This window comes from Pseudomonas sp. LBUM1679 (assembly GCF_059695565.1).
Window position 1 is genome coordinate 1851106 of the sequence record NZ_CP166774.1, and the last position, 12512, is coordinate 1863617.

The window sequence follows — 12512 nt, forward strand, 5'->3', positions numbered from 1 at the left end:
GGGTACTTTTACAAGAGGTGATTATAATTTTTTCGACCAGCTGTCGACGCCTTGCGTCATCAGTTGGTAAACGTGTTCGAAGGCGACTTTCTGCTGGCGGTAGGGGTCGGAGATTTCCTGGTTGTTCTGCCACTTGCCCAGCAGGAACGTCTTGCCGCGTACTTCCGGAGCCATTTCGACGATGCGGTCCACATGGCGTTTTTCCATGGCAAGGATCACATCGGCTTGTTGCAGATGTTCGCGAGTCAGTTGCCGGCCTTTGTGGTCCGGGAGATCGCCGCCATGGTCGCGCAGTACTTCCAGCGCGGTCTTGTCCATGGGTTTGTCTACAAGCGCGCCGAGGCCCGCCGAACTGACGTCGATGCCGCGATGGGCCAGTCTGCTTTTAAGCAGGGCTTCGACGGTGGGGCTGCGGCAGATGTTGCCGACGCATACGACCAGGATTTTATTGAACATAGGGCTGCGATGGTTGCGAGATCGAGTGTGATGACCGCACAGGCAGCAGGAAGGAGGGGGTGGAATTCCTTTCCAACGCAATAGTACGGCTTTCTCCGGTGCATTGCTGCTGCCGGGGCCATTTCAAAAGCGTGCACTCTAGTGCCGTAGGGGGGGAGGGTCAAGGCTCGGCTGTGACTTTCTGTCATACGGGTGTTTGCCTTTGCATGCAATATTATTATGCCAGCATCGGGTAGGTGAACAGGCCAAAGTGCAGCAGATTCAAGCCGAAATGCGTGGCGACTGCTGCGGCCAATCCGCCGAAGCGGTAGGCCAGGCCGTAGCCGATGCCCGCCAGGGTTGCCAGCAAAACCCATTGCCAGCCGGCGCCCCAGTGAGCCAGGCCGAACAGTAGCGCGGCGACTAGCAGGGCGAGGTGTTCGCCGTAGGGCAGGTGTTTGAGTCGCTGGGTGAGGCCGCCTTGTATATAGCCGCGGAACAGGGCTTCTTCGACCAGGGTGACCAGCAGGAGGTTGTTGAGGAGCCAGAGTCGGGCGACGTCGGGCCATTTCGGTGACCATTCGATGATGCCGAGCAGGCAGGCGCTGGCGAGGGTGAGCAGGGCGGTCAGACTCAGGGTGATGGCGCTGGTTTTCAGGGTTTGGGTGAGTGAGCGTTGGGCGATGATCCAAGGGCAGGCGAGGATGAGCCAGAAGCCGATGAGGGGTTTGTCGAGGTTCAGGTACATCGAGAAGGGAATGGCGTTTTCGCTGAAGCGTTGTGGGGGGATGACTTGGGCGTTGTGGAAGCCTGGGAGGTAGTGGAGGGCCAGGGTCAGGGCGAGGAGGATGAATAGGGTGTGGCCCAGGTAGCGGGCGTAGGGGTGGTTTTGTGGCTGGATGGCGAGGCCGGCGAACAGGAGCAGGGTGAGGGGGAGGGCTGCCTGGAGGGTGAGTTGGCCGTAGGTGAGTGCTAGGACGTAGCCGGCGGTGAGGAGTGTCAGGTAGGGCCAGGGCAGTCGGAGCATGGGGTCTTCCTTGGGTGGGGCTTGGTGTTAGGTGGGTATTTAGGCAGATGTGGGGGTGGGGGGGCAATGGAGGTGTTTGGGATTAGTTGGCCGCTGCGGTGTTGATGTTGGGTGGTAGGACGCTATCGCGGGCAAGCCCGCTCCTACAGGTATTGGGGGGGATGTTGGATTGGGGTCATCATATAAGCTTTGGGGGGTGGGCCCCGATGGCGGTATGTCAGGTGATATTTTTGTTGGTTGATAGGACGCCATCGCGAGCAAGCTCGCTCCCACAGGGGGTTGTGGGGGATATGTGGATTGTGTGAATAGCCTGGGAAGCAATTGGGGTTGGTGTTGGGCACCAACCCCGGTTTGGTGGGTTTAGGAGGCTATTAGTTGGCGTAGGACGTAGTGCAGGATGCCTCCGGATTTGAAGTATTCCACCTCGTTGAGTGTGTCGATCCGGCATAGGACTTCGACTTTTTCGCGGCGGCCGTCGGCTCGGGTGATGACCAGGGTCAGGTTCATGCGGGGTGTCAGTTCGACGCCGGTCAGGCCGAGGATGTCGAGGGTTTCTTTGCCGGTGAGGTTCAGGCTTTTGCGGTTCTGGTCCAGTTTGAATTGCAGGGGCAGTACGCCCATGCCGACCAGGTTGGAGCGGTGGATGCGTTCGAAGCTTTCGGCGATGACGGCTTTGACGCCGAGCAGGTTGGTGCCTTTGGCGGCCCAGTCGCGGCTGGAGCCGGTGCCGTATTCCTGGCCGGCGATGACCACCAGTGGAGTGCCGGTGGCCTGGTAGCGCATGGCGGCGTCGTAGATCGGGATTTTTTCGCCGGTCGGCATGTAGATCGTGTTGCCGCCTTCTTCGCCGCCGAGCATTTCGTTGCGAATGCGGATGTTGGCGAAGGTGCCGCGCATCATCACCTGGTGGTTGCCGCGACGGGAGCCGTAGGAGTTGAAGTCGCGCGGTTCCACGCCTTTGTCGCGCAGGTAGTGGCCGGCGGGGCTGTCGGCCTTGATGTTGCCGGCCGGGGAGATGTGGTCGGTGGTGACGGAGTCGCCGAGCAGGGCGAGAACTTTGGCGCCGGCGATGTCCTTGACCACGGGAGGCGGGCCGCCGATGTCGTCGAAGAACGGTGGGTGCTGGATGTAGGTCGAGTCGTCCTGCCAGACGTAGGTCGCGGCCTGGGGCACTTCGATTGCCTGCCATTGTTCATCGCCGGCGAAGACTTCGGCGTATTCCTTGTGGAACATGGCGGTGTTGACCTGGTTCACGGCGTCGGCGATTTCCTTGCTGCTCGGCCAGATGTCGCGCAGATAGACCAGGTTGCCGTCTTTGTCGGTGCCCAGGGGTTCGCTGCTGATGTCCATTCGCACCGTACCGGCCAGGGCATAGGCGACGACCAGGGGCGGGGAGGCCAGCCAGTTGGTTTTCACCAGCGGGTGCACGCGGCCTTCGAAGTTGCGGTTGCCTGACAGGACCGAGGCGACGGTGAGGTCGGCTTGCTGAATGGCTTTTTCGATCGGCTCCGCCAAGGGGCCGGAGTTGCCGATGCAGGTGGTGCAGCCGTAACCGACCAGGGCGAAACCGAGTTCGTCGAGGTACTGGGTCAGGCCGGCGGCCTTGTAGTAGTCGGTGACTACTTTGGAGCCGGGGGCCAGTGAGCTCTTGACCCAGGGTTTGCGCTTGAGGCCTTTTTCCACGGCTTTTTTCGCCACCAGGCCGGCGGCCATCATCACGCTCGGGTTGGAGGTGTTGGTGCAGGAGGTGATGGCGGCGATGACCACGGCGCCGTTTTTCAGGCGGTAGGTCTGGCCTTCGTAGTCGTAGTCCGCTTCGCCGGCCAGGTCGGCGTTACCGACGGCGACGCCACCGCCGCCTTCGCTTTCCAGGCGGCCTTCTTCCTTGCTGGTGGGTTTGAATTGCAGGTCGGTGAAGTCACTGAAGGCTTGCGGGACGTTGGGCAGGGAGACGCGGTCCTGTGGGCGTTTTGGTCCGGCGAGGCTGGCTTCGACGCTGGCCATGTCCAGGGCCAGGCTGTCGGTGAAGATCGGTTCTTTGCCGGGCAGGCGCCACAGGCCTTGGGCCTTGCTGTAGGCCTCGACCAGTTTGACCGTGGCCAGCGGCCGACCGGACAGGCGCAGGTAGTCCAGGGTGATGTCGTCCACCGGGAAGAAGCCGCAGGTGGCGCCGTATTCCGGGGCCATGTTGGCGATGGTGGCGCGGTCGGCCAGCGGCAGGTCGGCGAGGCCGTCGCCGTAGAATTCGACGAATTTGCCGACCACGCCTTTTTTGCGCAGCATCTGGGTGACGGTCAGCACCAGGTCGGTGGCGGTGATGCCTTCCTTGAGTTTGCCGGTGAGTTTGAAGCCGATCACTTCGGGGATCAGCATCGACACCGGTTGGCCGAGCATCGCCGCTTCCGCTTCGATCCCGCCGACGCCCCAGCCGAGTACGCCGAGGCCGTTGATCATGGTGGTGTGGGAGTCGGTGCCGACCAGGGTGTCGGGGAAGGCGTAGGTGCGGCCGTCCTCGTCCTTGGTCCAGACGGTGCGCCCGAGGTATTCCAGGTTGACCTGGTGGCAGATGCCGGTGCCCGGTGGCACCACGCTGAAGTTGTCGAAGGCACTCTGGCCCCAGCGCAGGAAGGCATAACGTTCACCGTTGCGCTGCATTTCGATGTCGACGTTCTGGCCAAAGGCGCTGGCACTGCCGAATTTGTCGACCATCACCGAGTGGTCGATCACCAGGTCCACCGGCGACAATGGATTGATGCGCTGCGGGTCGCCACCGGCCTTGGCCATGGCGGCGCGCATGGCGGCCAGGTCGACCACGGCAGGCACGCCGGTGAAGTCTTGCATCAGGACCCGTGCCGGGCGGTACTGGATTTCGCGATCGCTGCGCCGCTCCTTGAGCCAGGCGGCGATGGCCCTGAGGTCGGCGCCGGTGACGGTTTTGTCGTCTTCCCAGCGCAGCAGGTTTTCCAGCAGGACTTTCAGCGACATGGGCAGTTGGTCCAGGTCGCCGAGGCTCTTGGCAGCCTCGGGCAGGCTGAAATAGTGGTAGGTCTTGTCGTCGACTTGCAGGGTTTTAAGGGTGTTCAGGCTATCGAGGGACGGCATTGCGATCACTCCTTTAAGTCCGCACGGCACGGACTGAGGGGACGGACAGAGCATTAAAGCTAGCCCTGTTTTAAGTAGCTGGCTAATAACTGGACTCTATGGACAAGTCCAAGGTTCCGAACTCGGCTATCATGCGCCGGTTTTCGTGACAGGCTTTGCTTCAACGCAAGCCTGGGCATCGCGCAGTGGTTGAATGTCTCGCCATCTGCCCAGGAGTAAGAATGAACACCCTCTTTATGCATTGCCGGCCGGGCTTCGAAAGCGAAGTCTGTTCCGAGATTTCCGAACATGCCGCGCGGCTGAATGTGGCCGGTTATGCCAAGGCCAAGACCGCCAGCGCCTGCGCCGAATTCATCTGCACCGAAGAAGACGGCGCCGAGCGTTTGATGCGCGGCCAGCGTTTTGCTGATCTGATCTTTCCGCGGCAGTGGGCCCGGGGGATTTTCATCGATCTGCCGGAAACCGACCGCATCAGCGTGATTCTTGCGCACATGGCGGACTTTCCGTTGTGCGGCAGCCTGTGGCTGGAGATGGTCGATACCAACGATGGCAAGGAGCTGTCGAACTTCTGCAAGAAGTTCGAGGGTCACCTGCGCAAGGCGCTGATGGCGGCCGGCAAGTTGGTGGAAGACGCGCATAAGCCGCGGTTGTTGCTGACCTTTAAAAGCGGGCGCGAAGTGTTCATGGGGCTGGCCGAGTCGAATAACTCGGCGATGTGGCCGATGGGCATTCCGCGCCTGAAGTTTCCGCGCGAGGCGCCGAGCCGGTCGACCTTGAAGCTGGAAGAGGCCTGGCACCACTTCATTCCGCGGGATCAGTGGGATGAGCGGCTGCACAGTGATATGACTGGCGTGGACCTTGGCGCCGCGCCGGGTGGCTGGACTTGGCAGCTGGTTAATCGTGGCATGTTGGTGACCGCGATTGACAATGGGCCGATGGCGGAAAGCCTGATGGAGACCGGGCTGGTGCAGCATTTGATGGCCGATGGGTTTACCTTCAAGCCGCGGCAGCCGGTGGACTGGATGGTCTGCGACATCGTCGAGAAACCGGCGCGCAACGCGGCGATGCTGGAGGAGTGGATTGGCGAGGGGCATTGCCGGGAAGCGGTGGTTAACCTCAAGTTGCCGATGAAACAGCGGTATGCCGAGGTGAAGCGCTTGCTGGAACGGATTGCCGACGGGTTCAAGGAACGCGGGATTCGGGTCGAGATTGGTTGCAAGCAGCTGTATCACGACCGGGAAGAAGTGACGTGCCATTTGCGGCGGCTGGATGTGAAGAAACCGAAATCCCGCTGATTCACGCAGATCAATGGGGGAGCGAGACCGGCTTGCCGGCGAAAGCGGTGGGTCAGTCGATATCGATGTTGAATGTGACGCCCTCATCGCGAGCAAGCTCGCTCCCACAGGTACTGGCGTCGTGCCTTGATCCTGTGATCGACACAACCCCCTGTGGGAGCGAGCTTGCTCGCGATGAGGGCGTAACATTCAACATCTATGTTGGCTGATCGGCCGCTATCGCGAGCAAGCTCGCTCCCACAGGGACGGTGTACAGCACAGGTGACGTTAAACCCGGCAATGCGCGACAATGCCGGCAAGTTTCAGGAGTGAACCATGAGTGAAATGACCGATACGCCGGTAGACGGCACCCTCGACGCCAGCGGCCTCAACTGTCCGGAGCCGGTGATGATGTTGCACCAGCATATCCGTGACCTGGTGCCCGGCGGCCTGCTGAAGGTGATCGCCACCGACCCGTCGACCCGTCGCGACATTCCCAAGTTCTGCGTGTTTCTCGACCATGAACTGGTGGCGCAGCAGGAAGAGGCAGGTACCTACCTCTATTGGATTCGCAAGAAGTCCGGTTAAACGCAAATCTGCATGGGCGTGATGGCCCCCTGTAGGAGCTGGCTTGCCAGCGAAGGTCGTCAACGATTACGCGTATTAATCGGTTAACCGCGTCGCCCTCAGGTTTTTCGCTGGCAAGCCAGCTCCTACAGGGGTTCTGCTGCGTGCGCTGTGCGTCAGCGGATCCGCAAGGCCCTTGTAGGAGCTGGCTTGCCAGCGAAGGTCGTCAACGATTACGCGTGTTCTTCGGTTGACCGCGTCGCTCTCTGGTTTTTCGCTGGCAAGCCAGCTCCTACACGGATCTGCCTGCGGGCACTGCGCGTCAGGCGGATCGACAGCATCAGCGCTGCGCAACTCAGGCCGACGATCAAGCCCTGCCACAACCCGCTCGGGCCACTCGGGGTGCCAAACCAGTCGGTCAGGCCCAGGGCGTAGCCCACCGGCAAACCGATGCCCCAGTAGGCGAACAGGGTCAGGATCATCGTCACCCGCGTGTCCTGATAACCCCGCAACGCGCCGGCCGCGGTGACCTGGATCGCGTCGGAGAACTGGAACAGCGCCGAATACACGATCAGCATCGCCGCCACCCGGATCACCGTCGGGTCGGCGGTGTAGATGGTTGCGATGTGTTCACGCAGCAACAGCATCATGCTCGCGGAAATACACGCATACGCCAGCGCCGTGCCCATGCCGACTCCGGCGGCGAAGCGTGCTTCGCGCGGCTGCTGGCGACCGAGTGCCTGGCCGACGCGCACGGTCACGGCCATGCCGAGGGAGTAGGGGATCATGAACACCAGCGAGCTGAAGTTCAGCGCGATCTGGTGTCCGGCGACCACGGTCGCGCCCAGGCTGCCGATCAGCAGGGCGATCACGGCGAAGATGCTCGATTCGGCGAACACCGCAATCCCGATCGGCAAGCCGATGCCCAGCAGGCGTTTGATCACCGACCATTGCGGCCAGTCGAAACGGCTGAACAACTGACTCGACTGATAGGCCGGCGCCCAGCGTTCCCAGCCGGCCATGCCCAGCGCCATCACCCACATCACGATCGCCGTGGCCCAGCCGCAACCGACGCCGCCCATGGCCGGCACTCCGAAGTGGCCATAGATGAACACGTAGTTCAGCGGAATGTTCAGCGCCAGCCCGCACAAGCCGAGGACCATGGCCGGGCGTGTGCGGCCCAGACCGTCACTGAAGCAGCGCAGCACATGGTAGAGGGCGACGGCGGGCAGGCCGCTGGCGATGCCGTGCAGGTATTGCATGCACGGGCCGATCAGCTCGGGATCGACTTTCATCAGGTGCAGGATCGGTTCGGCGCTGAATAGCATGACGGTCGCCATTAAACCCACCACCAGGGCCAGCCACAGGGCCTGACGGACGATCGGGCCGATCTCGCTGGGGGTGCCGGCGCCGAACCGCTGGGCGACTTTCGGCGTGGTGGCCAGCAGGGTGCCGGTCATCAACAGGAACACCGGGACCCAGATCGAGTTGCCCAGCGCCACCGCCGCCAGATCCCGCGGCCCGACCCGGCCGGCCATCACCGCATCGACGAAGCCCATGGCGGTGGTCGCCAGCTGCGCGACCATGATCGGCAGGGCCAGGGCGAGCAGGTTTTTCAGCTCCAGGCGAATTCGCGCGGGGCGGGTGAGGGCAGGAGCGGCGGGGCGGTCGGTTACGGAATTCAAGGGCGGAACGTCCAAAGGTGTTTGATGCGCGAGGCGGGGCATTCTACGCCTTGACGCATTGGTCAGGAAAAGTCCTGTGTTGGGATTTTGTAATGGATGACTTGCGGGGTTCGACAATCCCTGTGGGAGCGGGCTTGCTCGCGAAGGCGGTGGGGCAGTCGACATTGATGTTGGATGTCAGTCCGCCTTCGCTGGCAAGCCAGCTCCTACAGGGGGCGGGGTCTTTTGTATGACGGTGAGCGATGCCCGCTGGCCCACCACGGTCATCTCCGCCTACACTGCCGATCCGCCAAAGGAGCCTGCCATGCTGATTGTTGCCGACGAAAATATCCCGCTGCTCGATGCCTTCTTCGAAGGTTTCGGTGAAATCCGCCGGGTGCCGGGACGTTCCATCGACCGCGCCACCGTCGAACAGGCCGATGTGCTGCTGGTGCGTTCAGTGACCAACATCAATCGCGCACTGCTCGAGGGCAGCAAGGTGCGGTTTGTCGGCACCTGCACCATCGGCACCGATCACCTGGACCTGGATTACTTTCAGCGGGCCGGCATCACCTGGTCCAGTGCCCCCGGCTGTAATGCCCGGGGCGTGGTCGACTACGTGCTGGGCAGCCTGCTGACCCTGGCCGAGATCGAAGGCGCCGACCTGACGCAGCGCACCTACGGGGTGGTGGGGGCCGGTGAGGTGGGGGGCCGGTTGGTCAAGGTCCTGCAGGGGCTGGGCTGGAAGGTGCTGGTCTGCGATCCGCCCAGGCAAGCGGCCGAAGGGGGCGATTACGTCAGCCTCGAGCAGATCATCGAACAGTGCGACGTGATCAGCCTGCACACGCCGTTGAAGAAGCACGGTGCGCAGTCGACCTGGCATCTGTTGGATAAGCACCGCCTGAATCAACTCAAGCCCGGCACCTGGCTGATCAACGCCAGTCGTGGCCCGGTGGTGGATAACGCCGCGTTGCGCCAGGTGCTGTTGCAGCGTGAAGACCTGCAAGCGGTGCTGGATGTCTGGGAAGGCGAGCCCGAAGTCGATGTGGCGCTGGCCGAACTCTGCGTGCTGGCGACGCCGCACATTGCCGGTTACAGCCTGGATGGCAAGCAGCGCGGGACGGCGCAGATCTATCAGGCGTATTGCCGGTTCCTCGGGCAACCGGAGCAGGTCAGCTTGAGCGATCTGCTGCCGGCGCCCTGGTTGTCGCACGTGACCTTGAATGGGCAAAGCGATCCGGCATGGGCCTTGGCGATGGTGTGCCGGGGGGTGTATGACCCGCGCCGCGACGATGCGGATTTTCGCCGCAGTCTGGTAGGCAATGTGAGCGAGCAGCGGGCGGCGTTTGATGCGTTGCGCAAGCATTATCCGCTGCGGCGGGAGATTGATGGGTTGCAGGTGCGGATTGAGGGGGAATCGCCGGAGTTGCACAAGATGGTGGCGGCACTGGGCGCGGTGGCAGTTTAGGGACCGGGTTGGCCCAATCGCGGGCAAGCCCGCTCCCACAGGTCATGCGTCAATTTTGGCATCGCATTAATCCTGTGGGAGCGTGGCTTGCCCGCGATTGGGTGCGCAGCACCTTCAAAAGGCACCCATAAAAAACCCGGCCTTCCGGGCCGGGTCAAGAAGACGGTGGCTATATCACTCTTGTTTGGCAGGCGTGACCAATCGCTTTTCCAGTTCGCGGCAAGCGTCCTGGACCATGTGTTCAGTGATCGGTACTTCTTGCCCTTTCTCATCGATAATCGAGCAACCCAGAGACTGGTCTGGCTGTGTGCGGATCACTTCAATCTTGTCTTCGCTGCTGTTTTGCAAGGACATGGCCTGTCTCCTCATCAGGTTGTGTGCTTACTGTAGAACCGCCAGGTGACCGGGCTATGACAACTCCCTGCGATCTTCCTCGGCAGCCATATCAGTCCACCAGAAATACCGCGGTCTTGCCACCCGAACTTTAGACCAATAGCGTCTAGAGTCTAGGTATTGCGGTCATAATTAAAGTGACTCATTGTGATTTACACAGTTACTTCTTTTAGGGTCTATCCCATTTGAGCGGTGTAGGCTGGGCCCGATAAATGCCTTTGTCGCGTACATGGATGGTCCTGATGCTCTCTGCTCGTCAACGCCGCGCGTTTCGCCTGGCCAGTCGTTTTCTCGCGCCGTATCGTTGGCCGGCCCTCGGTGCCTTGCTCGCCTTGATCGTCACGGCCGGCATCACCCTGTCCATGGGGCAGGGCATTCGCCTGTTGGTGGACCAGGGTTTCATGACCCAGTCGCCGCACTTGCTCAATCAGTCCATCGGCCTGTTCCTGCTGCTGGTGCTCGGCCTGGCGATCGGCACGTTCGCGCGGTTTTACCTGGTGTCGTGGATCGGCGAGCGTGCGGTTGCGGACATCCGCCGCCAGGTGTTCAACCACCTGATTTACCTGCACCCGGGGTTCTACGAAGACAACCGCAGCTCCGAGATCCAGTCGCGCCTGACGGCCGATACCACCTTGTTGCAATCGGTGATCGGCTCTTCGCTGTCGTTGTTCCTGCGCAATTTGCTGATGGTGATCGGCGGGATCGTCCTGCTGTTCATCACCAACCCCAAGCTCACCAGCATCGTGGTGATCGCCTTGCCCCTGGTGATCGCGCCGATCCTGATTTTCGGCCGCCGCGTGCGCAGCCTGTCGCGCCTGAGTCAGGACCGGATTGCCGACATCGGCAGCTACGTCTCCGAAACCCTGGGCCAGATCAAGACCGTGCAGGCCTACAACCATCAGGCCCAGGACGAGCAGCGCTTTGCCGTGACCGTGGAAGAAGCTTTCGACACCGCACGCAAACGCATCTTCCAGCGCGCCTGGCTGATTACCCTGGTGATCCTGCTGGTGTTGGGCGCGGTCGGGGTGATGCTGTGGGTCGGTGGGATGGATGTGATAGCCGGGCGGATTTCCGCGGGTGAACTGGCCGCCTTTGTCTTTTACAGCCTGATCGTCGGCAGTGCGTTCGGTACCTTGAGCGAAGTGATCGGCGAATTGCAGCGCGCCGCCGGCGCCGCGGAGCGGATTGCCGAGTTATTGCGCTCGGAAAACATCATCCAGCCACCGACCACCGGCCTGGTGACCTTGCCGGAACGGGTCAAAGGCGACCTGGTGCTGCAAGACCTGCGTTTTTCCTACCCGTCGCGTCCGGAAAGCTACGCCGTCGACGGCTTGAACCTGACCATCGACGCCGGCGAAACCCTGGCGCTGGTCGGACCGTCCGGCGCCGGCAAGTCGACGGTGTATGACCTGCTGCTGCGCTTTTACGATCCCGCCGAGGGCCGCATCCTGCTCGACGGCATCCCCCTGACCCGACTCGACCCGCTGGACCTGCGCCGCTGCTTCGCCCTGGTCTCGCAAAGCCCGGCACTGTTCTTTGGCAGCATCGAAGAGAACATCCGCTACGGCAACCCGACGGCGACCCTGGCCCAGGTCAGGGAAGCGGCAAAAATCGCCTACGCCCATGACTTTATCGAGGCCATGCCCAACGGTTACCAGACCCACCTCGGCGACGCCGGCCTCGGCCTGTCCGGCGGCCAGCGCCAACGCCTGGCCATCGCCCGGGCGCTGCTGGTGGATGCCCCGATCCTGCTGCTCGACGAAGCCACCAGCGCCCTCGATGCCCAAAGTGAACACCTGATCCAGCAGGCCCTGCCCAGCCTGATGAAAAACCGCACCACCCTGGTCATCGCCCACCGCCTGGCCACGGTGAAAAACGCCGACCGGATCGCGGTGATGGATCAGGGGAAACTGGTGGCGGTGGGGACGCATCAGGAGTTGATTGCGAGTAACGCGCTGTATGCGCGGTTGGCGGCGTTGCAGTTCAGTGATGGCGAGGTTGAATCGAAATCAGTTGGCTAAATCTCCACCTATGTCGACTTCATGCGGCTGGCATGAGTCTCGCGCTTGAAGGCGGCGACGTGGAGCGACCTAGTAACCGACCCAGTAACCGATCTAGTAACCGACCAAGTAACCGACCAAGTAACCGACCAAGTAGCGAGGCTGCTTTTGTCGTTTCGTGGAGGGGCTCCGATGAAGGTCAGCGAGTTGATGGAAGAGGTCGGTTTGGCACACAAGGCGACCTTTCGGGCTAACTACCTCAAGCCGGCGTTGGCTGCAGAGTTGATCGAAACGACCAACCCCGATTCGCCTAACAGCCCGGCCCAACGCTATCGCCTCACGGAACTTGGCAACCAAGCCGCGGCACGATCCCGGTCGGCGTAGGAGCTGCCGCAGGCTGCGATCTTTTGATCTTGCTTTGAGCCGCAAATTAAAACGCCCGCTTCGATTGAAGCGGGCATTTTTTAAAGCAAGATCAAAAGATCGCAGCCCGCGGCAGCTCCTACAGGGGATCGAGTGAAGTTGAAACGGGTTGGTTGGCTGTGAGGACGTCTTCGCTGGCAAGCCAGCTCTTACAATGAC

At 61.7% G+C, this 12512-nt stretch carries 10 protein-coding genes; 5 read left to right on the forward strand and 5 right to left on the reverse strand.

Annotated features, from left to right (window positions below; translation table 11 throughout):
* Positions 1-21: 21 nt before the first annotated feature.
* The 3 genes from ACA062_RS08535 to acnA all read right to left on the reverse strand — a co-directional run bounded on the left by ACA062_RS08535 (position 22) and on the right by acnA (position 4564).
* Positions 22-456, reverse strand: coding sequence for a low molecular weight protein-tyrosine-phosphatase (locus tag ACA062_RS08535; RefSeq protein WP_497455994.1), 435 nt, complete (start codon positions 454-456; stop codon positions 22-24).
* 217 nt (positions 457-673) lie between these two features.
* Positions 674-1462 (reverse strand): CPBP family intramembrane glutamic endopeptidase, encoded by a 789-nt coding sequence (locus tag ACA062_RS08540; protein ID WP_497455995.1) that lies wholly within the window; start codon positions 1460-1462, stop codon positions 674-676.
* A 360-nt stretch (positions 1463-1822) separates the two neighbouring features.
* Positions 1823-4564 carry an aconitate hydratase AcnA gene (gene acnA, locus ACA062_RS08545; RefSeq protein WP_497455996.1) on the reverse strand — a complete coding sequence of 914 codons (2742 nt, stop codon included), beginning with the start codon at positions 4562-4564 and terminating at the stop codon, positions 1823-1825.
* A gap of 221 nt (positions 4565-4785) precedes the next feature.
* On the opposite strand from acnA, the gene rlmM reads away from it, so the two are divergent.
* Both rlmM and tusA read left to right on the forward strand, forming a co-directional pair.
* Positions 4786-5859 (forward strand): 23S rRNA (cytidine(2498)-2'-O)-methyltransferase RlmM, encoded by a 1074-nt coding sequence (gene rlmM, locus ACA062_RS08550; RefSeq protein ID WP_497455997.1) that lies wholly within the window; start codon positions 4786-4788, stop codon positions 5857-5859.
* Positions 5860-6174: 315 nt separating this feature from the next.
* Entirely contained in the window at positions 6175-6426 is a 252-nt protein-coding gene (gene tusA, locus ACA062_RS08555; protein ID WP_128870875.1) for a sulfurtransferase TusA, read from the forward strand.
* Positions 6427-6638: 212 nt separating this feature from the next.
* Here the strand turns inward: tusA and ACA062_RS08560 are convergent, their stop codons facing one another.
* Positions 6639-8090 (reverse strand): MATE family efflux transporter, encoded by a 1452-nt coding sequence (locus ACA062_RS08560; RefSeq protein ID WP_497455998.1) that lies wholly within the window; start codon positions 8088-8090, stop codon positions 6639-6641.
* Between the two features lie 304 nt (positions 8091-8394).
* Here ACA062_RS08560 and pdxB point away from each other — a divergent pair, with 304 nt between their 5' ends.
* Positions 8395-9537: a 4-phosphoerythronate dehydrogenase PdxB gene (pdxB, locus tag ACA062_RS08565; RefSeq protein ID WP_497455999.1), complete on the forward strand. Its 1143-nt coding sequence runs from the start codon at positions 8395-8397 to the stop codon at positions 9535-9537.
* Positions 9538-9711: 174 nt separating this feature from the next.
* On the opposite strand, the gene ACA062_RS08570 is transcribed toward pdxB, so the two are convergent.
* The gene (locus tag ACA062_RS08570; RefSeq protein WP_497456000.1) at positions 9712-9891 is read right to left on the reverse strand and encodes a PA1571 family protein; all 180 of its coding nucleotides are present in this window, start codon (positions 9889-9891) and stop codon (positions 9712-9714) included.
* A 272-nt stretch (positions 9892-10163) separates the two neighbouring features.
* Between ACA062_RS08570 and ACA062_RS08575 the strand changes: the two genes are divergently transcribed.
* Together ACA062_RS08575 and ACA062_RS08580 are read left to right on the forward strand one after the other, a co-directional pair.
* Positions 10164-11951: an ABC transporter transmembrane domain-containing protein gene (locus tag ACA062_RS08575; protein WP_497457382.1), complete on the forward strand. Its 1788-nt coding sequence runs from the start codon at positions 10164-10166 to the stop codon at positions 11949-11951.
* 45 nt (positions 11952-11996) lie between these two features.
* Complete coding sequence (locus ACA062_RS08580) at positions 11997-12314, forward strand: Fic family protein (protein WP_497456001.1); 318 nt, start codon at positions 11997-11999, stop codon at positions 12312-12314.
* Positions 12315-12512: the final 198 nt, after the last annotated feature.

Excerpts from the sequence above, each read along its gene's own strand:
- ACA062_RS08535 (WP_497455994.1), bottom strand. The coding sequence starts at position 456 with ATGTTCAATAAAATCCTGGTCGTATGCGTCGGCAACATCTGCCGCAGC.
- ACA062_RS08540 (WP_497455995.1), bottom strand. The coding sequence starts at position 1,462 with ATGCTCCGACTGCCCTGGCCCTACCTGACACTCCTCACCGCCGGCTAC.
- acnA (WP_497455996.1), bottom strand. The coding sequence starts at position 4,564 with ATGCCGTCCCTCGATAGCCTGAACACCCTTAAAACCCTGCAAGTCGAC.
- rlmM (WP_497455997.1), top strand. The coding sequence starts at position 4,786 with ATGAACACCCTCTTTATGCATTGCCGGCCGGGCTTCGAAAGCGAAGTC.
- tusA (WP_128870875.1), top strand. The coding sequence starts at position 6,175 with ATGAGTGAAATGACCGATACGCCGGTAGACGGCACCCTCGACGCCAGC.
- pdxB (WP_497455999.1), top strand. The coding sequence starts at position 8,395 with ATGCTGATTGTTGCCGACGAAAATATCCCGCTGCTCGATGCCTTCTTC.
- ACA062_RS08570 (WP_497456000.1), bottom strand. The coding sequence starts at position 9,891 with ATGTCCTTGCAAAACAGCAGCGAAGACAAGATTGAAGTGATCCGCACA.
- ACA062_RS08575 (WP_497457382.1), top strand. The coding sequence starts at position 10,164 with ATGGTCCTGATGCTCTCTGCTCGTCAACGCCGCGCGTTTCGCCTGGCC.